The following is a 21,667-nucleotide window of genomic DNA, read 5'->3' as shown; positions in this document are numbered from 1 at the left end:
CCGATGAAAAAGTTCTTCAGCCTGCTTGCCACCTTGCTGGTTTTGGCCCTTGCAATATGGATCGGCCGAACCCTGTGGGTGCATTACATGAACACCCCCTGGACCCGCGACGGCCGCGTGCGCGCCGACATCATCAACGTCGCGGCGGACGTCAACGGTTACGTGGTCAACGTGCCGGTCAAGGACAACCAGTTGGTGAAAAAGGGCGACGTGTTGCTGGAAATCGACCCCGAACACTACGAAATTGCCGTTAAACAGGCCCAGTCGCTGGTGGCTTCGCGCAAGGCCACGTGGGAGATGCGCAAGCTCAACGCCCATCGCCGGGCGGACATGGACAACCTGGTGATCTCAAAAGAAAACCGTGACGACGCCACCAACATCGCGGACTCGGCCCTGGCCGATTACCAGCACGCGCTGGCCCAGCTCGATGCCGCGCTGCTGAACCTCAAACGCACCCAAGTACTGGCCACGGTCGATGGTTACGTCACCAACCTGAATGTGCACCGGGGCGACTACGCCCGGGTCGGTGACCCGAAAATGGCGGTGGTCGATAAAGACTCGTTCTGGGTGTATGGCTTCTTCGAAGAAACCAAACTGCCGCACATCCGCGTGGGCGATAAAGCCGAACTGCAAATGATGAGTGGCGAAGTGCTCAAAGGTCACGTCGAGAGCATCTCGCGCGGCATCTACGACCGGGACAACCCCGAAAGCCGCGAGTTGGTGGCCGACGTCAACCCGACATTCAACTGGGTGCGTCTGGCCCAGCGGGTGCCCGTGCGTATCCACATCGACGAAATCCCCGAGGGGTTCCTGCTCGCTGCCGGCACCACCTGTACCGTGATCGTGCAACAGGATGACGTGGACACGCATCCCGAGCACTAAGTGGCTGTGCGCCTACCACCTATAGCCAGCGACGCGGCTTGCCATGACGCGGGAACACACCCTGAGGGTTAACCCGCGACAAACGTCTCATGCAGATGACGCCACAGCAACGTGCCGTGAGCGTCTTGCTCAAACACAGCGGTGGCCCGCCGATCGGTTCGGTTGCCGTTGTGTTCTTCCTGCACTTCGCGGTAACCGATGACCGCCCCCCCTGCGTATAAGGCGATGCCTTGAAATTCGCTGAGGGTGATGACCAGCCCCGGGCGTGCCCCGCGCAACTGTTCAAACAGGGCTTCCATGCTACTTAAATTGAGCGTATTGCCGCTGGGCGTGATCATCGAAAACTGTGCTGAGAAGCGGGCAAGCAACGTGGGCAGTACGCCCGGTTCCAGCCCGCAAAACCAGCCTTCAATCTCGACGTGGGTTTCTTGGACCAGGTCGAAGTAGCGCGAGTAGTCAGTCATCACATTCTCTTGAGTCAGGGCGCCAGCAAGGCCAGCACGCGTGGAGTATTGAGGCGTAAAGCGGGAATGAGCGGCACCAGCGTCATGCCAGCGCCGATGGCAAAGCATAGGGCAAAGGCGTGGGACGTCGAGGTGATGCTGCTCAAGGCACTGAACAGGCCCATCATCAGCGCCGGGCCCAGCAGAAAGCTCAACTGCCGGTTGAGGTTCCAGAGCGCGCTGGCGGGTGCCATGTGTTCAGCGGATACGTCAATGAAGGCGGTGTTCTGTGCTGTGCTGCTGCACAGGCTGCCGCCAAACCCCATCAGCGCGTAAAGCGCCATGGGCAACCAGAGGGGGCCGTCCTGCAGCTGGATCAACAAGGCGATGCCGAGTGCCTGCGCGCTCATGCCTGCCAGCAACAAGGGTTTGGGCCCCCACCGATTGAACCGGTAGCGGCTCAGGGCAATACCCAGTGCGGACGCCAGCGCCCAGGGCAGCATCAGCGCACCGGTCTGTGCCGGGCCGTAACCCAACTGATGCACATACAAAATGCTCACCAGCTGTGTGCCAATGAAAATCCCCGGAATGCACAGGTACGTCAGCATCGCGACGCGCAGCAGCGGGCTTTTGAGCAGGTGCGCCAGGGTCGCCAGCCGCACCGGCGCGGGCCGTGCCGATTGAGTGACGGGCCGGACCCAGCACTGCGTCAGTATCAGTGCAATCAGCGCCAGCGGCAGGTTGGCATAAAACACCCAGCGCCATGACGTCGCCTCTACCACCCAGCCGCCCAGCACCGGTGACAGGGCCGGCACCATCAGGGCCACCAGCAGGATCACCGATGTCAGCCGCGCCCGCTCATGGGGGCGAAATTCGCGATACACCATGGCTTGTCCCACCGGGATCAACAACCCGCCGCCCAGCCCTTGCAGCAGGCGCCAGCCGATCAGCGTTTCAATCGAGGTCGATTGCGCCACCCCCCAGGTCGCCGCCGTAAACACCCCCAGTGAAATCAGCAGCAGGCGCTTTTCGCCCACCACGGCTGCCAGCCACACACTGGGCAGAATAATCAGGGTCAGGCCCAACATGTAGGCATTACCGATCCAGGCCAGTTGCGATACCGATGCCTGCAGATCCACACCGATTTGCGGGTAGGCAATCGACACGGCAAACATGTTCACCAGATCCAGCGCAAAGCTCAGCAGGTACACCGCGGCGATTTTAGTGCGATAGGCCATGACCGCCTCCTTGATCAGAGGCCGCACAGTAGGCGTCTTTTAGGGCTGGAGGAACGGGGTATGCGCTGCTAGATTGTCAAAATATTTTTGACAATAGGTGGCATTTTGCGTGGTCAGTCTTGATCGTTTCGACACTTTCAAAGCCGTGGTGGAAGCCGGTTCCCTGACCGCGGCGGCTGATTTGCTGGGGCAGACCCGGGCCGTGGTCAGCTTCACCATCAAGCGCCTGGAGGCTGAACTGGGCGTCACCTTGCTCACCCGCAACACTCGGCGGCTGGCGCTGACAGAAGCGGGCGAACGTTTTTATGTGCGCTGTTTGAGCATGCTGGAAGCGGCGCAACTGGCCATCGACGAAGCCCGTGGCGAACACACCGGGCTCAAGGGCACGCTGCGCGTGACCACCACGGTGGAATATGCGCTGGCCAGCGTGGTGCCTGCGCTGGAAGTGTTTGGCGCGTTGCACCCCGATCTCACGGTGCACCTGTCGACGTCATCGACCCACGCTGACTTGATCTCCGAGCGCTTCGATGTGGCCCTGCGCCTGGGTCGCATCCTCGACTCCAGCCACCGCGCCGTGCAATTGAGTACCTTCGAGATTTTACCGGTGGCGTCACCGGGGTTTGTGCGGACTCAGCCGCCCATCGACAGCGTGCGGGCACTGGAGCACACCCCGTGGCTGGCGCATGGTCGGGTGGGGGAATTGAATGTGACGGAGCGCAGCACGGGTGCGGTTCGGCCCTACGCGCCCGACCCAGACAAGGTGCGCCTCAAGGCCGATCATGCCTCGGTGCTGCGGGCGTTTGCACTGAGCGGGCAGGGCGTGGCGATTCTGCCCGACTGGTTGATTGACGATGACCTGCGAAGCGGCCGCTTGGTGCACGTGTTGCCGCAGTGGCAGTTCACCCCCCAAGGCGTGTATGCGTTGTACCCCGACACCCGCCACTTGCCCCTCAAGGTGCGGGCGTTTATCGACTTTATGAAAAACCGCGAGGCGGGTTCAGGCCGAAACGTTTCATAAGGATGTTTTGCAGCAGCCAGCGCGGCATCAATGCGGCCAGCAGCGGCAGGGCGCGGCTGCCGTTGCCGTAACGCAACAAGGCCGGAGGCCGGGGCTTGCGGCTGGCCTTGAAAACCACCTGCGCCAATGCCGCGACCGGGGTCGGGTTGTCTTGCGATGCCGTGGCGCGGGCGCGAATCCCCTCACGCATCGGCCACCACGGCGAATCCTCGGCGATCAACACTTCAGCGCAGGCGCTGGCGTTTTTTGCAAAGTGGGTGTCGATGGCGCCGGGCTGCACTTCCATCACCCGCACCCCCAGCGGTGCCAGCTCCATGCGCATGGCTTCGCTCAAGGCGTGTACGGCTGCTTTCGACGCGCAGTACGCCCCGGCAAACGGCGTGACCAGCACCCCTGAAACGCTGCCGATATTGACCACCAGCCCGCGGTTGCTGCGCAGCGGCTCCAGCAGGGATTGGGTCATGCCCACAATCGAGAACACATTGGTTTCAAATTGCAATTGCAGTGCCTCAACCCCGCCGTCGAGCACGGGGCCCATGGCGCCATAGCCAGCGTTGTTGATCAACACGTCCAGGCCTTGGCCGTGCTGCTTGATGCGCTTGCTCAGCCGGTCGACGTCAAGGCTGTCGTTGACATCCAGTTGCACGGCGACAAAGCCATCGGCCTTTAATTGCGCCACATCGGCCGTTTTGCGGGCCGTGGCCCACACCTCATAACCGGCGTGTTTATAGGCATCCGCCAGGGCGCGGCCAATGCCGCTGGAACAGCCAGTGATTAAAGCGAGGGGCATCAAAACGTCCTTGAGAGCGGCTAAAAAAGATCAGTTGGAAAAACTGCCTTGCAGGCGTTCAGCCCGAAATTCCAGGGTTTGCGCACGGTAACCGGCACGCAACGGCGGCAAGGGCAAGCAATCGTGCCACACCGCGCCTGCTTGCAGTTCACCCGGCCCACGGTAACGCGGGGCAGTGTAGAGGTTGTCGGCCAGGTTGACCGTATCGCCCGGCGCATAAGCCGCCACGCGCCAGCCCAGTTCAAGCAAGGGCACATCGTTGCCATTACGCAGGGTCAGGCTCAGGGGACGGTCGGCCGGGCACTGCTCGGGCGCATACACCATGCGCAGTTCCAGGCGGGCCAATTGTTGGGCTTCACGGTGATCGAGCCAGGCGACCGAAGCGGCCACAACCGCCAGCCCCGCCACGGCTGCCAGTGAAACCGGCAAGGCTTTGGACGGGTAGCGCAGCAGCAGGACCAACCAGGTGATGATCAGTAGAACGCCGATAAGCATGACGCTCGCCTCGCAGAGAGTGGAGGGACATCCTACTGAAGCTTAGGTGGGAATGGCGAATTCGGATGACACCAAGGCCGGCCCTCACCGCGCCCTCTCACAGTGGGAGAGGGGACTGAACGGGTGGAATTCAAAACCCCGGCTCGCCGGGAGGCCGAGCGCACATCTAAGCGCCCTCTCCATTAGGGAGAGGGCCGGGGTGAGGGCAGGCGGCCGGGCAGGTAACGCGCTTACTGCGCAATCGTCTTGACTGACACGCCACGTTCAACGGGCGTCGAGCGACCGTACACGTCTTCAAACCGCTCGATGTCGTCTTCACCCAAATAGCTGCCGGACTGCACTTCGATGATTTCCAGCGGGATTTTCCCCGGGTTGCGCAGGCGGTGTACCGAAGCAATCGGGATGTAGGTGGACTGGTTTTCGGTCAGCAGGAATACGTTTTCGTCACACGTCACTTCTGCCGTGCCCGACACCACAATCCAGTGTTCGGCGCGGTGGTGGTGCATTTGCAACGACAGGCAGGCCCCCGGCTTGACCGAGATGTGCTTGACCTGGAAGCGCCCGCCCATGTCCACCGAGTCGTACGACCCCCACGGACGATAAACTTCGCAGTGGTTCTGTGTTTCGCTGCGACCCTGTTCGTTCAGGGTGTTGACCATCTGTTTGACGCCCTGAACCTTGTCTTTGTGGGCAATCATCATCGCGTCTTTGGTTTCCACCACCACGATGTTGTCCAGGCCGATCACCGACACCAGTTTGCCGTTGCCATGGATCATGCAGTTGGTACTGTCCTGAATCACCACGTCGCCTTTGCTCACGTTGCCATTGGCGTCTTTCTCATTGACATCCCACAGCGACGACCAGCAGCCCACATCGCTCCAACCGGCCGTCAACGGCACGACGCAGGCGCGCTGGGTTTTTTCCATCACGGCGTAGTCAATCGAGTTGTCCGGGCAGCAGGCGAATGTGGCGTCGTCGATGTCCACGGTGTCGGCGTCTTGCTGGCTGCGTTCCAGGGTCAGCAGGCAGGTGTCGTAGATGTCCGGATCGTGTTTTTTCAGTTCTTCCAGAAAGCGGCTGGCGCGGAACATGAACATGCCGCTGTTCCAGAAATAGCCGCCACTTTTGACGAATTCGGCAGCCCGCTTGGCGTCGGGTTTTTCAACAAAGGAGGCAACACGGCTCACGCCTTCGGGCAGCAGGGCGTCGGCGGTGGACTTGATGTAGCCATAACCGGTCTCAGGTTTGAGCGCAGGAACCCCAAACAGCACCATTTCGCCGCGTTCGGCGGCCACGGTGGCCAGCGCGAGGGCGCGTTGCAGGGCTTTCTGGTCTTCCAGCACGTGGTCAGCCGGCAGCACCAGCATCAACTCGTCGCGGCCTTCGTTAATCAGCATCATCGCGGTCAGGGCAACAGCGGGCGCCGTGTTGCGGCCGAACGGCTCCATCAGGATGCGTTGGGTGTCCAGCTGGCGAGCCGCCAACTGTTCATTGACGATGAAACGGTGCTCCTTGTTGCACACCACAATCGGCGCGTCCATGCCTTCAAACACCAGGCGCTCAAGGGTTTGCTGAAACAGGGTCTGCTCGCCGGTCAGGGCCAGAAACTGCTTGGGGAATTGCTTACGCGACAAAGGCCACAGACGCGAACCGCTACCACCTGAAAGAATTACCGGAATCATGTTGTCTCTCCAAAAACTGAAATAGTTGTGTCTGATGGCGCGAGGCTCGCTCGCGCCGGCACAGAGCAAAAAATTGAATTAACGGGTAGAAACCGGGCGCTTGACCCACGTCGGCGACACGCTGCTGCCGTTGCCGGTGACGTACAGCACCGCGGCTTCACCGCGTTCCAGGGCGACAGGTTTGAGGTCGCTGACTTTCTTATCGCCCTCAAACAGCGCGAAGCTGACTTTCACCGGATTGATTTCACGCTCGCCACGCCCCTTGGCAGCCACGGCCTTGACCACGTCTGTCTTGCCGTCAGCGGTTTTGAGCGTCAGCGCCTTGTCAGTCAGGTTCTGTACGCGGACCAGGGATTTTTGCTTGTTCTTGAACGGCGGCTCTTCGATCAGTTGCGGTTGGCCGCTGCCGGTATTGACCAGGGTGTAGTAGTGGTCGGCGCTCAGTTTGACCGGCAGGTTGTGGCTGCCGACTTTGGCGCTGTAGTCGCCTTGTGGCAGAAAGCTGAAATCGCTGCTGCCCTGTGCCGCAACGTCGTTGAGCGCGGTATTGCCAACGGTGGCGCTGACGGGCTGGTTGCTGGCGTTGAACATGCGCACAAAGCTGGAGCCCTTGGGCGCGGTCGGGCCGTAGAGGGCGGCATCGCCACCGGCCCAGGCGTGTAACGACAGCAGGCTCATGCCCGCGATCAAGGCAAATGATTTGGCGAGACGACGTGGAGCAGGTGTGAACGGCATGGTTTTAATAGTCATCAGTCGAACCTCTCTTTCAGTGTTGCGCCCGGTTGGGCGTCTCGGATTTCGGCGTGTTTTGTGCCAGTTGCGGTTGGCGTGCGCCCGCTTCTTTCAAGGTTGCGACCCACTGCGGGTCGGCATCACCGATCTCGTTGTCCACCGGCAGGTAACGCTCGGGGAACTCCCAAATCAGCACCTGTGGCGGGGTGTTCTTGAAGGCATCGCTTTTGAGGTAAGCGAGCATCGGCAGGATCGGACCGTGGCCGTCCTTGGAGTCGTTGATCACGTCGCTGCGCAGTGCCTGTTTCAGGGCGCCGACGAAGTTCCAGTTGGGGTTGGCGCTGTAGCTGGTACCCACCAGCGTGACGGGCACTTCGCTGTCAGCGAACAACGCGTCTTCGCTGTCTGCCTCGGCGTTGGCCGCGCGGGTGCTGCGTTTTTCCAGCGGCTCGGAAGGCGGCATCAGGTTGCTGAACAGCGGGTCCATGGGCAGGAAGCGCTCAAGGTCGCCATTGTGCTGTTCGGTTTTTTCGGCCTCGGTCACAAACTGTTGCGGTTCACCGCTCAGGGGGAACTGGCTGCCAATCGCAGCGGCCAGTTGCTGGGCCGCGACCTGTGCGCCATCGGGTGTCCAGTGCGTATCGGTGCGCAGGAAGACTTGCGCGCCGCCTTGTTTGGCCTGTTGCAGCGGGCCCAGCAAGTCGGGGGCAATGATCTGGCTGGCCGCCAGTTGCGCATGGAAGTCACGGTACAGATCGGCGTGAATGCTGGCCGGACGCTCGTCACCCATGTGCTCGGGGTACAGGCGCACCTTGGACGGCACCACCGCCATCACCAGCTTCACCCCGTGGGCTTTCAAGGTTTGGCGCACGCCTTCGACCAGCGCGTAGTTGTCGGCCACGTTTTGCTCGGCGTTGGGCCACGGCTTGAACTCTTCATCGCTGAACAACCAGTGGTTGCGGCCCAGCACCACGCCGGGGCGGCCTTCATTGAACAGGGTGAAATCCAGCGCTGCCCACAGGTTGGTGCCCAACCGCTTGATCGGGAACTCGTCGTCATAGTGGGTCTCGACGGCTTTGCTCCAGCGACCGTTCAGCACGGTGGCGTCGTCGGTGGTGTTAAAGCCCATAAAGCTGCGCAATGAAATCAGCCCCAGGCCCAGCAGCAAGGCGCAGAAAAAGGCGACGTAGACGATGCGTAATGTTCGATTCATGGTCGGCTCCCCTTAGAACTGGAAGTACAGGAACGGCGAGAAGCTTTGCGCCGAGAGTTTGAGAATCGAGGCGATGAACAGCAGCACGATCAGGGTGCGCATTGCGTAGCGCGGCCAGTCGGCCACCCAGAACGCCGGTTGCACGCTGGCTTCTGTGCCCACGGTGTAGCCCGGCAGGTGCAGGCTGCCGGGAGCGTCGCCGGGTATGGCTTTGATCAAGCCCGGTTGCGCGGTGGCCGGGCCATCGGCCTCGGTTTTGCGCGGGGCGTTGGGCGTGCTGTACAGGTCGCGCAGGCCGAAGAACGCCAGCGTCAGGTAAGCCACCACCAGCGTGGCGACTTGCAGGCCGGTGAGGTTGGCGCGGTTGAGTTCCGACAGCGACCATTCCCCGAAGCTGAACATGGCGCCGTACATGCGACCGGCCACGTGCAGGTTTTCGGCCCGGAAGATCACCCAGCCCATGACCACCAGCAGGAAGGTCAGCGCCCAGCGGATCGGGTTCAGCGCGCGCGGCGTGGTGTTGATGCCCAGCGCTTTTTCAATCGCCAGCCACATGCCGTGCCAGGCGCCCCAGACGATGTAGGTGATGTTTGCGCCATGCCACAGACCGCCCAGCAACATGGTCAGGAACAGGTTGCGGTAGGTGATGAGCGTGCCTTTGCGGTTGCCGCCCAGGGTGATGTAGAGGTAGTCACGCAGCCAGGTGGAGAGGCTGATGTGCCAGCGACGCCAGAACTCGGTGATCGACTGACTGATGTACGGCTGTTTGAAGTTCTCCATGAAGCGGAAACCCATCATCAAGCCCAAACCGATGGCCATGTCGCTGTAGCCCGAAAAGTCGAAATACAGTTGCGCGGTGTAGGCCAGCGCGCCGAGCCAGGCATCGCCGGTGGTCGGGTTTTGCAAGGCGAAGCAATGATCGGCCACCACCGCCAGCGTGTCGGCGATAAAGACTTTTTTGATGAAACCCTGCATGAACCGCGTGGCGCCCTCGCTGAACTTGTCGAGGGTGTGGGTGCGGTTGTTGAACTGGTCGGCCAGGTCGCGAAAGCGCAGCACGGGCCCGGCGATCAAGTGCGGGAAGATGGCAACAAAAGCCGCGAAATCGATCAGGTTGCGGGTGGCCGGGGTGTCGCCGCGGTACACGTCGATGATGTAGCTGATGGACTCGAAGATGTAGAACGAGATGCCGATCGGCAACAGCACGTGGGTGAGGATAAACGGGTCGAGCCCGACCGAACCCATCATCGCGTTGATGCTGTCGACGCCGAAATTGGCGTACTTGAAGTAGCCCAGAATCCCCAGGTCAATGACCACACCCAGCAACAGCCAGCGTTGCGCGGGTTTGGTGCGTACCCCGGCGGCACCGACCTTGAGGCCGATCCAGTAGTTCCAGACGGTGACCCCGATGAACAGGGCCAGAAAGTCCACTCGCCACCAGGCATAGAACACGTAGCTGGCGACCAGCAGCAACAGGTTGCGATAGCGTTGCCCGCTCAAGTAATACAGGCCGAGGAACACCGGCAAAAATAAAAACAGGAACACATTGGATGAAAAAACCATCCTGACCTCTCCGTGTGGACCAACAGTAAAGGGCTCAGCCCCCCCAAACCCCCCCGTGAAAAAATGGGGAGGGTGCATGTGTTTCGTTCAGGGGTGGGTGTCGTTCGGTCGACCCTCACCCCAACCCTCTCCCAGAGGGAGAGGGGCGCTTTCAGCCTTTTTCGTGCGCCGGGTCGTAGACCTTGGTCAGGTCCCCGCCCAGACGAAAGGTTTTGAACGGCTGCATCCCGCGCTTCATCTCAATCACCTCGGGCGCACAGGTGTAGAGCGTGCAAAACGGCTCCAGCCAGGCGAATTTGGCGTCAACCTTCAAATCGGTCATGTCCGGCGCCTTGCCGTTTTTGGCTTCAAACGCCTGCGGGTCTTTCACGCCGCTGAGCACGCGTTCGCCCAAGCGTTTGAGCGCCGCGTTGTTTTCGTTGCGCAGGTCCACGCCATTGACCAGCGCGAAACTGGCGATCATCGCCAGCGGCGGCAGGGCGTAGTTGTGGTAGGCGAGGGCGCGTTGCTGGCGCTTGAGTTCGTTGGGCAAAAAGCCTTGGGCGTCGACCTGGTTGGCGCCGACCTTGAACTCTTTCACCGACCAGTCGAACAGGTCGCGGCGATTGGTGGCGATGGACGTGGCCATCACCGACCAGGCGGCCCAGTACGAATGGTTGTTGGTTTTAGCCAGCGGCAGGTTGTCCCAGTCGCTGACCACCTGTTCGGCCATTTTGCTGAACCAGGCTTCGATTTCTTTGGCCTGCTGCGGATGCTGCGCCAGCGGTTGCGATTCGGAGAACTTCAGGCGCAGGTACGACGACGCCATGCTGCCCAAGGCCCATTTGCGCATCGACTTGCCGGTGTGGTTGAACTCTTTGCTCATCAACGCATCGGCCTGCGCCCAAGCGGTCAACCAGCCGAGGGTGCATTCCAGTTGTTCCGGGCGGCCATCACGCATGAACTGCATCACCCGCTTGCTGGTGCCGCGCTCAAGGGTGGTGATACCGGAGGTCGCGTCGCGAAATGCTTTTTCCGAGACCACGTTGAGCGTCGAGCGTGCTTTGTCCGAGCCTTCGTACTTGCTGCGAAACTCCAGCTTGTCGGTGTACGGCTTGGGCATCGCGTCGCAGTCGTTTTTGAAGTCGCCGGTTTTGAACGCTTCGACCGGGGCGTAATAGCCCTGGGGCGGGCGCAAGGGCGCGGCGGCGTGGGCAGTGCTGGCAAACATCGCCAGCCCCAGCAAGGTGGGCGCCAGCAGAGTGCGCAGGTTGATCGGTGCAGTGGGCATCAGAAACCTCATCGTCCGGCCTGCGCGTTCAACGGCGCAGAGTGGGAGAAAACGTTGCGTTTGCAGATTTTGGCGTCGACTTTCTGTGCGTCGCCCGCGTCTTCCGGGCCCTGAATCTCAATGGCCAGCAAGTTCTGGCTGGCCCAGTCTTCATCGGTACGCAGTTCAAAGGCGAAACGCCCGTCTGTGTCGGATGTGGTCGGTTTGTCGATCTTCAGATCTTCATGGCGACCGTTCATGTACCAGAGCGTGGCTTGCAGGGTTTTCACCGACGGGTCAGCGAAGCGGATGTCGATTTGGTGGTTGGCGTTGCGCAGGTCTTTGTTGGTGCTGTTGACCAACATCTGGTTCTTGCCCGGCTTGAGGGTGGCGCTGCTGCTCATCAACGTCGGTTTGCCTTCGCAACCGTTGTCGAGCAGGGCCATCATCTGGCGGTAGATGGTTTCCTGATCCAGGCGATACAGCGGCGAAAACTCCCAAATCAGCACCTTGGGCGGGGTTTTCTGAAACTCGTCACTGCCCAGGTACTGCAACATCGACCCTTCCAGACCACCGCCGGGGAAGGCCACGTTCAGCACGTCGGCGCCGATGTATTGCTCCAGGAATCCGGCAAAGTTGTAGTTCTTGCCGCTGTGGCTGGTGCCCACCAGGGTGATTTGTGGGTTGGCATCGTCGCTGAACAAGTCGCCGTCCGCCGCTTCGCCTTTGGGTTCGGTACTGAACTGGTCCATGTACTGCACGGCATAACTGGTGCCGCACAGCTGCCCGGCCATGTTGTGCAGGGTGCCGGTCTTGCCCATGCGCCCGGTGATTTTGGTTTCGAATTCACGTTGCGGAATGTCGGCAAAGCCGGGGATTTTTTTCACCGTGTCGGCCACGATTTTTGCCGTGCGCTCGGCCCCGTACGGCGTCCAGTGCTGGTCACCGCGGAAGTAAAAGTCGTGGGCTTGTTGCTCATTGGTCAGGGGCGACAGGTCAGGCACGTAATAGCCCATTTTGGCGAAGCGCCCGAGCATGGCCTGGTAGTTTTTCAGCGCGGTGTCGTAGTCGAATGAATCGCGCTCGGCCGGCATCAATTTGTTGCGATTGACCAGCCCGCGGGTCGGTTGATACACCACCACCAGCTCCACGCCCTTGCTCTTGAAGGCGTCGTGCAGCTGTTGCATGCGTTTGTAACCGGCCGGTGTGGTGTCGAACTCAGTGCGCAGGTCTTCCTGGGTACGGAACAGCCAGTCGCCCTGGGCCTGAACCAGCGTGGTGAAGTTCTGCTGATAGCGCGTGGTGTAGTTTTTCGCATCGTGGGCGGCAGGGCACAGGTTGCAGCACGCCTCGGCCGTGAAGGCGGGCGCCTGAACCTCGTCGGCCTGCACACCGGCGGCTGCGCCGAGGATGGCGGCAGTCAGGCCCGACAGGCTCAAAATCTTGATCAGATGGAGGGGCATAACAGTCATCCTCAGTTGCGCAGTTCGGTCTGGCGTTCAACGGGGTCGATCAACACGGCTTTTTGCTGGCGCACCATCAGGTCGAGAATTTCGTCCTGACGCTCACCCAAAATGCCGTTGAAGCTGATGCCGCTGGATTTGGTCGGTGCCAGCATCGACACCCGGTACAGCTCGATGCTCAGCGGCGAATCAATCGCCAGCGGCCCGCTGCCATTGCCGGCCAGCTCGCCGCCCACCATGATCAGCGACACTTCGGCGTCGAACGGGTCGAGCTCGATGTCGCGGTCGGTGTCGGTCAGGTCTTTGATGTGGCCGTACACGCCGGTCAGGCCATTGGCCATGGCGATGTTTTCGTACAGGCGGATGTTGACGCTGTTACGCACGCGGATGCCGTGGCGGCGGTTGTTGATGACTTTGTTGCCCCACAGCAGGTTATTGCCGCTCTCGTAGAGGGTGATGCCGTCGGTGTGGTTCTGGAAAATCTCGTTGTCAGCGATCAGGTTGTTCACGCTGTTACGGTCGATCACCAGCCCTGACAGTTTGTTGTCGTGGCTGCGGTTGTTGAAGATGAAGCTGTCGTTCACCTCGCGGGAAATGATGATCCCGTGCTTGCGCTGGGTGCCGAACACATCGTTCTCGGCAATGATCAGCCCGTGGGAGCGGTCATGGGGGTCGATGCCGTAGACGACGTTGTCGCGGTAGGTGTTGCCCTTGACCACGAAGTCGCGGGTTTCGTAGCAATAGAAGCCGTACCACATGTCCGAGAACTCGGAGCCGATAATCCAGCCGGTGGGCTCGTCGCGCTTGATGACCTTGGCCATGTTGGGCGTGTACTGGGAAATACTCACCCCGTACGACTTACTGTTGGCGTAACCGAAACTCGCCATTTTGGTGTTGATGATGTAGGTCTCGGTGCCGCCCCAGGACAGCAGGAACGGGCGAAATTCCTTGGCATCGCGAAAGGTCGCGGGGCCATTGGCTTTTTCGCGCCAGCCGGTGACCTGGGTGTCACGCACGAACAACTGGCCGTCGTTGACCAGAAACGAACCCGCTTCCTGGGACAGGCGCAGCTCTTGGGTGCTGTTGTCGATCTCCAGAATGCCCTTGTGCCCGACCACAATCGGCAAGCGCGCCAGGTACACACCCGGTGCGGTCTCGCTGAAGTACTGCTTGGGCACGCGTGTGGCCAGATCCTTGAGGTTCACGTAGCCGTCGTCGATGAAAATCGCCTGCGGAATGCCGCCCTGGCGCACCACCCACTCGGCCATTTTGTTGTCGCCGCCGATGAAGTCTTTCAGCGCGTCTTCTTGCATCATGCGGCGCACGCTGACTTTACCGGCGGTGCTGCGCACGATTTTGGCCGCAGCCGCTTCGGCGGTGTAACCCGAGAGGTCGGGCAATGCCGGTTTCGGGATGTTCAGCGGTGCGACGGGCGCGGTGCTGACGGTGTAGGTTTTGGCGTGTTGCAGCTCTTTGGCCACGGTCGGTTTGACCGGCTCGACAGCGGCAAAGGTATTGGAACTGGCCAGCAGCAGAGCGCCGGCCAGCAGGCTGATCGCGCCGATATAAGCAGGATGATTCATGTCACGCACTCCCGTTGGCGTTGTCATCAAAAGCGCCAGATCACGTCAACGAACGCGCGGTGCATGTACGAATCCACCCCTTTGCCGTACGCATCGCCCGGCTTGAACACGCCGCCGCGAAAGCGCACCAGCGCCGAAGGTTCATCGATGGACTGGCTCAACGCGGCAGGCAACAGGCCTTGCTTGAAGTACTTGGTCACCACCAGGTCCATTTCCTGACCGAGGTCTTTTTTGCCGTCCATCATCGGCAGCGCGGTGCTGGCCAGCAGGGCGTCTGTCGGGTCTTCGTTGTTCTGCACGGCATTGATACCGCTGGCACCGATCGGCTTGTTGCCGTCGACCCGCCAGAATTTGTGGTAGACCAGCGAGGCGTCGTATTCGTCGCGCAATTGCCACGAACCGAACAGGCTGGCGCTCTGGATGTTCTGCATTTCGCCCCGGAACGCTTCACCAAAGCGGTGAACCCGCGAGCGCGTACCGGTGAAGTTGGAGCGGTTGCTCTCCAGACCGGTCTGCTGGTAGTTGGCGCTGGCGCGCGAGTAGGCGGCACCCACTTGCCAGTTCGGGTCCAGACGCAGGCGAACCCCCAGGTCGGTGGCCCAGCCATCCACGTCGTCACTGGCTTTGGCGCCAGCAAGGTTGCGGCCGTCCACGGTGGAGGTGGCGAGCTTGTCGCGCTTGCCGCTCATGCCGGTGACGCTGGCCCAGTAATTCACCGTGTGGGTGTTGCGGTAGTTGTAGGCGTCGCTGTTGGCTTCGAGGCCGAGCCAGGTCAGGTCGCCGTTCTGGGTTTTGTCCAGCGCCTCGACTTCTTCACCCTGATGCTTGAGCGAACCATCGTCATGGGTGTGATGGGCGCGCAGGCCGACCCATTGGCCGGGCGTCCACTGCGCCGAAATATCACCGAACAGGTGCAGGCGGTCTTTGTCTTCCGGGGCCAGTTCGGTCAGGTCGGTGCGGTATTCGCTGAAGCGTTCGGCCGCGCCGAGGTTGGCCTTGAGCAAGGTGGTGTCGAACGTCCAGGCGAGCGCTTCGATATTGGTGTCGCGCCATGTGCCGTCGTCATTGCGCAGACGCTGGCGACCGAACTTGAGCTGTTCGCCGGGGTAGGCGGTGAAGCCTTTGTAGCCGACCCAGAATTCGCGCAGGGCCAGGTAGCTTTTGTCCTGCTTGCGCGCATCGCTGCTGCTGTTTTGTTCGGTGTCCGATTGTTGCAGGGTGTCGGTTTCGATGATGTCGCTGGACGTCACTGCCTGGCCCATGGCGTACGCACTCCAGTTGCCGCGTTCACCGTACACCCAGGGGCGCAGGTCAAGGCCGATGCCGTTGACGTCGCCGCCACTGCGGGTGCCGAGGTCGCGGTCGTCTTCCGATTGCGCGGTGATCTTGGTTTCCAGGCCGAAGTTTTTTTCATCGGTCAGCGCCGCCAGGGTCGGGCATGACCACAGCAGGGCGAAGGTCAGGCCGATCCCGGCTTTTACAAAAGGATTCAGGGTCATAGGGCTTCCTCGCCGTTTTCTTCGGCCAGCGTCTGCACCGCCAGAGCGTTCTGGCTCAGGGTGGCGCGCAAGGCTTGTTCTTTTTGCAGCAGGCGCTGAGCCGCGGCGCGTTGATCGGCGGGCAGTTGCTCGTCGAGTTGGGCCGCCAGTTCATTGGCTTGCGGGGTGTTTTGCAGCTTGGCCAACTGGCTGAACACATAGGCGTTCATGGCGTTGGGCTGCGTGCCCTTGCCCTGGGAGAACAGCTGGGCGATGGCGAAGTCCGCGCTGTTCTGGCCGTTACGTGCCGCTTTGAGCAAATGGTCGAGGGCTTTTTGCGGGTACACCTGCCCCAGATAGCCGCGACGGTAAAGCTGGCCGAGGTAGTAATCGGCGGCCACTTCTTTGTCCACGGCGCGCTGGAAATGCGCTTCAGCTTGCTGCGCATCCGGGGTCAGCCATTTGCCGTCGTAATACAGCTTGCCCAGCAACAGTTCGGCGCGGGGTTGATCGGCGGCGCGGCCGTTGTCCAGGTATTCCTGCAACTGAGCGACGTCGCCCTGATCGGGGAAGTCGTACAGCAATTGCGCAAGGCTGACCCACGCAGCGGGGTAGGCCGGGGCAATGTTTTCCAACAGCGAACGGGCCGTCTGCGGGTCGGGTGTGCCCAGGTTCGCATCGGCCAGCACACGGGCCACGCCATCGACTTTTTGCGCCGAGGCGGTGCCCCGGTTGTAAGCGCTTTGCAGTTGCGAAATCAGCGCGGCCTGTTGCTCGGTGTTGCCTTGTTTCTGGTAGACCGTGGCCAGCTCGACGTAACAACTGTCGTTGGCGGACAAGGCTTGGCGGCAGATGGACTCGACTTCATCCAGGTGCTGGTCGTACGTGCCTTCGATGCGGTACAGCGCCACTTGGGCCAGACCGGCCTGCGGGTAGCCTTCGGCGCGCCACTGGCTGATTTGCTGCTGGGCGTCGATCCGGGGGAAGCTCTGCGGGTGCTGCAAATACAGCATCGCCAACGGCGTCAGGCTGTTGGCGTCGCCACTGGCAAACGCTTGTTGCAGCAGCGCTTGCGCCTCGTGCAACTCGGCCTCGCTGGCGCCGGGTTTGGCCGCCAGCAAACGACCCAGACGAGCCTGAGCGCGGGGCGACGTTTTGGCCGCCTCGCGGTAAGTGGCTTCGGCTTTTTTCAGTTGCTCGGCGTCGCGGCTTTCCATCCAGATATCGGCCAGACCGACCTGCGCCTCGGTGTAACCCAAGTCCGCCAGCGCCTGATAGTTGCGCTGGGCAGTGGCCGTGTCGCCATTTTTCAGGGCTTCATTGGCCAGACGCTGATCGGGCAGGCCGGAGCAGCCGGCGAGGGCCAGGGTCAGCAGGCAAAGCGTAGGGAAGGCGTTCTTCATGATTACAGACCTGCTGCCGAGGCTTTGCTGATCAGCCAGTCCATCGACGGACCGCGGTCACTGCGCACTTCAACCGGGCGACCGGCCAGGGCGCTGTCCAGCGGGGCATCGGGCTTGATCTGTACGCGGATGTCGGAAGACAGGTCATCGCTGTTCAAGCTGGTGCTGCTGATGATTTTGCCGGTGCGCTGGTAGTCTTCACCCGCCACCTGGAAGTTCACGCGGGCACCCGGCAGCACGTCGCCAAACTGGCGATAGCTGAAGCGAGCGGCAATGTTGGCTTCGCTGGTGCGCGGCACCAGTTTGAAAATCACGTCGCCTTTGCTGGCGTATTGGCCATTGGCAACCACTTGCTCGGCCACCACGCAATCACACGGCGAGGTCAGGGTGCCGGTCATTTGCTTGCCAAACAGGGTTTCGATATTGGCCGGCTGCAACTGGTTTTCGTCCAGATGGCCTTTGAGCACGTCGAGCATGCTGGTGCTGAAGGTCGCAATTGGCGCGCCATTAGCCGCCAGATTGTCGTCTTTGACCAGGCTTTGCACGGTGCCGTCGCGGGGCATGGTGATGTTCAGGCCGGGGACGCTGACCAGCGCCGACTGGGCGTGGGTGACGAAGTACACGCCGTACACCGATTTGACGATAAAACCGAATGCCACCAGCCCGACGACAAATACGCCGGCACTCAGCACCACGGCTTTCATGCGACCGAACGGGGTCATGCCGCTGCCGCCATCCTTGACCTTGCGCGCCTTGGTGAAGTTGTCGCGCTGCAAGGTGGCGAGCACTTCGCCCATGGTCACGATATCGCCGCTCAGGTGCGAGGTGATGAGGTGACGCAAGGTGGAGATGTCCTGTTGATCGAGGTTCTGGAACTGGCAACCGACGCGTCCGCTCTGGCGGTCAACGTTGCGTACCAGCAGCTCCACGTCCATCGCCAACCCCAGGTTGTCGATCACAAACTGCAAGCGGCCCTTGTGCACTTCGCCCACGGCCAAGGATTGGTTGGCGGCGTAAAAGCTCAGGCCACCGGCCGACAGGTCAATGATGCTGACTTCCATCGGTGTGCGGTCTTTGCCGAAAAAGCGCAGCTTGGCCGGGATTTTGACCCGTGCGTGCTGACGCTGGGCTTCGGATTCGTGGACAACGTTGGTGTTTACTTGAGTGTTCATAAGGTCTTGTTCCTGGTTAATTCGATCGGGTCGGGTCAGACCATCGTCAGCAGCACGGCAACAAAGATGCTGGCGGCCGAGAAGGTCATGGTCCGAGACGACCAGGTGTTGAACCAACGTTGAAAGCTGGCCAGATCACGGGTCAATTTGGTGTCCTGACGGGTCCAGGATTGTTGGTCGAGGCGGAAGAACACGTAGATCTTCACCAGCGCACCCACAATCTGGTTGTAATAAAGAATCAGCGGGTAAGCCGGGCCGATGCTGTGCCCGGAGCAGGCCAGCAACAGGGTCAAAATCAGGCGTGTGATGCCGATCCACAGCAGGTAGGCGATGAGGAACGTGATGCCGTATTTGGCGCTGGCAATCAGCGCGACGGTCAGGCCGAGCAACGAGGTCCACATCGAAATGCGCTGGTCGAACAGCACCACACTGGTGAACAGGCCGAGGCGCTTGACGCCCAGCCCCAGTGCCCGGGCGTTCTGCCGCAGGTTGTTGCCGTACCAGCGGAACATCAGTTTGCGGCTGGCCTTGATGAAGCTCTTCTCCGGCGGGTGTTCAACGGTGTGAATGGCCGCGTCCGGCACGTAGAACGTGTCGTAGCCCAGGCGCATCAGGCTGAACCAGCTGGACTTGTCGTCGCCGGTCAAAAACTTGAAACGGCCCAGACGCCAGTGCTGCAACGAGTCGCTTTCTACGTCGGCAATGAAGTCCGGGTCAGTGACCACATTGGCGCGAAAGACCGACATCCGCCCGGTCATGGTCAGCACGCGTTTGGACAGGGCCATCGAGCACATGTTGATGTGGCGCTGGGCGAAGCGCAGCTTGTGCCACTCGCTCATGATGTAACCGCCGCGCACTTCGCAGAACTCGTTGGTGGTCAGGCCGCCGACATTGCCGAACAACTGGAACCACGGCACGGTTTTGCGCACGACGCCGGGGGCGAGCACGGTGTCGCCGTCGATCACGGCCACCACGGCACGGCTGTCCGGCATGTGCCGCGAGATGGCGCGAAAACCAAAGGCCAGGCCGTCGCGCTTGCCGGTACCGGCAATGCGCACGAAGTCGAGTTTGACGCGCTCTGGCGGGTTAAGGCGCTCCCACATGCTCTTGACCAGCAGCTCGTCGGACATTTCCACGAGCGAGCACACCACTGTGGTCGGCAGGCCGCATTCGATGGCTTCGCGAATGACTGAGCTGTAGACCTGCGCCGTGGTCAGCGCGTCGATACGAAAGCTGGTCACCATCAAAAACACATGGGACGGGTCTGCCGCTTTGCCCAGCTTGCGCACTTTGCGTCGCAGGTGCGGGTACACCACATATAAAAACAGCATGCCGCGCAGGAAGTGCGTGGCACCCATTGAATAGCGCCAGATACCCACGGCGCCAATCAGGAAAATAAAGTTTTTCGACTCGGAGTCGAAGGTCGATGTCGGCAACGCCAGCGCGAGGCCCATCAACAGCGTGAGGTAAAACAGCCAACCGGCGGCTTGGAGAAGGCCGTGTTTTAGCCTGAGCATAATGAGGTTCCGTTTGAGCATGGAGGCTGTGATGCGCAGAGCGTGTAGTCGCTGGCGCAGGCTGCGATCGTTCGAGGTGTCAAAGATCGCAGCCCGTTTCACTCGTCAGCGGCTACAGCGCTGTTGTTACCAGCAAATGCCTTCGGTACGGCCGACGGTGCAGGTGGCTTTGGACATGAAGCCCACCAGGTCGATGACCTGTTTGCCCTGTGGCGCGGTTTCGGCCAGCGCACGGAACTTCTCATCGCGGTTGCCCAGGATGATCACGTCGCTGTTGTTGATCACGGAGTCGAAGTCCGAGTTGAGCAGGGACGACACGTGGGGGATTTTGGATTCGATGTAGTCTTTGTTCGAACCGTGGACGCGGGCGTATTCGACGTTGGTGTCGTAGATGCTCAGGTCAAAGCCCTTGCCGATCAGCATTTCGGCCAGTTCCACCAGCGGGCTTTCGCGCAGGTCGTCAGTACCGGCCTTGAAGCTCAGGCCCAGCAGGGCAACTTTGCGCTTGTCGTGGCTGGCGACGATGTCGAATGCGTTTTGCACTTGCGACACGTTGCTGCGCATCAGCGAGTTGAGCAGCGGCGCTTCCACGTCCAGCGAGCTGGCACGGTAGGTCAGGGCGCGCACGTCTTTTGGCAGGCACGAGCCGCCGAATGCAAAACCCGGACGCATGTAGTACTGCGACAGGTTCAGGGTTTTGTCCTGACACACCACGTCCATCACTTCGCGGCCATCGACGCCGACGGCTTTGGCGATGTTGCCGATTTCGTTGGCGAAGGTGACTTTAGTGGCGTGCCACACGTTGCAGGTGTACTTGATCATCTCGGCGACTTCGATGTCCTTGCGGATGATCGGGGCGTCGAGTTCTTCGTACAGCGATTGCAGCACGTCACCGGAGGCTTTATCGAACTCGCCGATAACAGTCATTGGCGGCTGGTCGTAGTCGGCAATCGCGGTGCTTTCGCGCAGGAATTCCGGGTTGACCGCGACGCCGAAGTCGACGCCGGCCTTTTTGCCCGAGCACTCTTCGAGGATCGGGATGACCACATTTTTCACGGTGCCCGGCAGCACGGTGCTGCGTACCACGATGGTGTGGCGCGATGTCTTGTCGCGCAGCACGGCGCCGATTTCGCGGCACACGGCTTCGATGTAATTGAGCTCCAGGTCGCCGTTTTTCTTGCTCGGGGTGCCGACACAGATCATCGACAGGTCGCTTTCGCGGATAGCCGAAGCAAAGTTGGTGGTGCCGCGCAGGCGGCCATTCTGGATGCCCTGGGCGAGCAACTCGCCAAGGCCCGGTTCAACGATGGGCGATTTGCCGAGGTTGATCAGGTCGATTTTGTCCTGAGAGATATCTACGCCGATCACTTCGTGACCACGGGCGGACAAACAACCGGCGCACACGGCGCCAACGTAACCCAAACCAAATATGCTGATGCGCATCGCAATTACCTCTGTCTTGTATAGGCCAATTAATGGCCGGACTTAAAGTGTGGGCGCACTTGGAACTACGGCACATAAAAGCCGTAACGCCGGGTGCAGGCATCGTTAAGTTTTAAGTTGTTGGAAGTTGCACCTTTAATGTGCAACTCATCACTATCAGTAAGGCATGTCAGATGATGGGGACGGCCTTGGGTGGGCGCCTGGCGCCGCGCGCTCTCTTATTTTTAGCCTTTGAAAACAAAGGGTTATAGCTATGTTTCAGTCACCTTTGTTTTGGCTTTTTAACAACCGATAACACCAGGG

The 21,667-nt window shown here is 60.8% G+C and carries 18 protein-coding genes; 2 read left to right on the top strand and 16 right to left on the bottom strand.

Annotation, left to right across the window (positions count from 1 at the left end; genetic code table 11):
• The first annotated feature begins 3 nt into the window (after positions 1 to 3).
• Positions 4 to 882, top strand: coding sequence for an HlyD family secretion protein (locus BKD70_RS10155; RefSeq protein ID WP_047273426.1), 879 nt, complete (start codon positions 4 to 6; stop codon positions 880 to 882).
• A gap of 68 nt (positions 883 to 950) precedes the next feature.
• Here the strand turns inward: BKD70_RS10155 and BKD70_RS10150 are convergent, their stop codons facing one another.
• Positions 951 to 1,346 carry a hypothetical protein gene (locus BKD70_RS10150; protein ID WP_047273427.1) on the bottom strand — a complete coding sequence of 132 codons (396 nt, stop codon included), beginning with the start codon at positions 1,344 to 1,346 and terminating at the stop codon, positions 951 to 953.
• 14 nt (positions 1,347 to 1,360) lie between these two features.
• The gene (locus BKD70_RS10145) at positions 1,361 to 2,563 is read right to left on the bottom strand and encodes an MFS transporter (protein WP_047273428.1); all 1,203 of its coding nucleotides are present in this window, start codon (positions 2,561 to 2,563) and stop codon (positions 1,361 to 1,363) included.
• Positions 2,564 to 2,672: 109 nt separating this feature from the next.
• Between BKD70_RS10145 and BKD70_RS10140 the strand changes: the two genes are divergently transcribed.
• Positions 2,673 to 3,581 carry a LysR family transcriptional regulator gene (locus BKD70_RS10140; RefSeq protein ID WP_047273429.1) on the top strand — a complete coding sequence of 303 codons (909 nt, stop codon included), beginning with the start codon at positions 2,673 to 2,675 and terminating at the stop codon, positions 3,579 to 3,581.
• Here the strand turns inward: BKD70_RS10140 and BKD70_RS10135 are convergent.
• From BKD70_RS10135 to BKD70_RS10070, 14 genes are all read right to left on the bottom strand, one after another.
• Entirely contained in the window at positions 3,538 to 4,371 is an 834-nt protein-coding gene (locus BKD70_RS10135) for an SDR family oxidoreductase (protein WP_047273430.1), read from the bottom strand. The two genes, BKD70_RS10140 and BKD70_RS10135, sit on opposite strands and share 44 nt — an antisense overlap.
• 30 nt (positions 4,372 to 4,401) lie before the next feature.
• A complete protein-coding gene (locus BKD70_RS10130) occupies positions 4,402 to 4,866 on the bottom strand; it encodes a hypothetical protein (protein ID WP_047273431.1) in 465 nt (154 codons plus the stop codon).
• A 230-nt stretch (positions 4,867 to 5,096) separates the two neighbouring features.
• Positions 5,097 to 6,548, bottom strand: coding sequence for a mannose-1-phosphate guanylyltransferase/mannose-6-phosphate isomerase (locus BKD70_RS10125; RefSeq protein WP_047273432.1), 1,452 nt, complete (start codon positions 6,546 to 6,548; stop codon positions 5,097 to 5,099).
• A 78-nt stretch (positions 6,549 to 6,626) separates the two neighbouring features.
• Positions 6,627 to 7,283 (bottom strand): alginate O-acetyltransferase AlgF, encoded by a 657-nt coding sequence (locus BKD70_RS10120; protein ID WP_047273463.1) that lies wholly within the window; start codon positions 7,281 to 7,283, stop codon positions 6,627 to 6,629.
• Positions 7,284 to 7,314: 31 nt separating this feature from the next.
• A complete protein-coding gene (locus tag BKD70_RS10115) occupies positions 7,315 to 8,493 on the bottom strand; it encodes an alginate O-acetyltransferase (protein ID WP_047273433.1) in 1,179 nt (392 codons plus the stop codon).
• Between the two features lie 12 nt (positions 8,494 to 8,505).
• Positions 8,506 to 10,056, bottom strand: coding sequence for an MBOAT family protein (locus tag BKD70_RS10110; protein WP_047273434.1), 1,551 nt, complete (start codon positions 10,054 to 10,056; stop codon positions 8,506 to 8,508).
• 151 nt (positions 10,057 to 10,207) lie between these two features.
• Entirely contained in the window at positions 10,208 to 11,326 is a 1,119-nt protein-coding gene (locus tag BKD70_RS10105) for a mannuronate-specific alginate lyase (protein ID WP_047273435.1), read from the bottom strand.
• Positions 11,327 to 11,334: 8 nt separating this feature from the next.
• Entirely contained in the window at positions 11,335 to 12,768 is a 1,434-nt protein-coding gene (locus BKD70_RS10100; protein ID WP_047273436.1) for an alginate O-acetyltransferase, read from the bottom strand.
• A gap of 11 nt (positions 12,769 to 12,779) precedes the next feature.
• A complete protein-coding gene (gene algG, locus BKD70_RS10095) occupies positions 12,780 to 14,351 on the bottom strand; it encodes a mannuronan 5-epimerase AlgG (protein ID WP_047273437.1) in 1,572 nt (523 codons plus the stop codon).
• Between the two features lie 26 nt (positions 14,352 to 14,377).
• Positions 14,378 to 15,850 carry an alginate export family protein gene (locus BKD70_RS10090; RefSeq protein ID WP_047273438.1) on the bottom strand — a complete coding sequence of 491 codons (1,473 nt, stop codon included), beginning with the start codon at positions 15,848 to 15,850 and terminating at the stop codon, positions 14,378 to 14,380.
• A complete protein-coding gene (gene algK, locus BKD70_RS10085; RefSeq protein ID WP_099421401.1) occupies positions 15,847 to 17,232 on the bottom strand; it encodes an alginate biosynthesis TPR repeat lipoprotein AlgK in 1,386 nt (461 codons plus the stop codon). The genes BKD70_RS10090 and algK overlap by 4 nt, the downstream gene beginning before the upstream one ends.
• Positions 17,233 to 17,234: 2 nt before the next feature.
• Positions 17,235 to 18,404, bottom strand: coding sequence for an alginate biosynthesis protein Alg44 (locus BKD70_RS10080; protein WP_047273440.1), 1,170 nt, complete (start codon positions 18,402 to 18,404; stop codon positions 17,235 to 17,237).
• Positions 18,405 to 18,439: 35 nt separating this feature from the next.
• Positions 18,440 to 19,921: a mannuronan synthase gene (alg8, locus tag BKD70_RS10075; RefSeq protein ID WP_047273441.1), complete on the bottom strand. Its 1,482-nt coding sequence runs from the start codon at positions 19,919 to 19,921 to the stop codon at positions 18,440 to 18,442.
• 126 nt (positions 19,922 to 20,047) lie between these two features.
• The gene (locus tag BKD70_RS10070; RefSeq protein ID WP_047273442.1) at positions 20,048 to 21,364 is read right to left on the bottom strand and encodes a nucleotide sugar dehydrogenase; all 1,317 of its coding nucleotides are present in this window, start codon (positions 21,362 to 21,364) and stop codon (positions 20,048 to 20,050) included.
• Positions 21,365 to 21,667 lie beyond the last annotated feature (303 nt).

Origin of the sequence: Pseudomonas sp. BS-2016, assembly GCF_001806145.1 — a bacterium.
GTDB lineage: Bacteria > Pseudomonadota > Gammaproteobacteria > Pseudomonadales > Pseudomonadaceae > Aquipseudomonas > Aquipseudomonas lundensis.
Note: the sequence above shows the minus strand (reverse complement) of the source record. Positions and strands in the feature narration are given on the sequence as shown.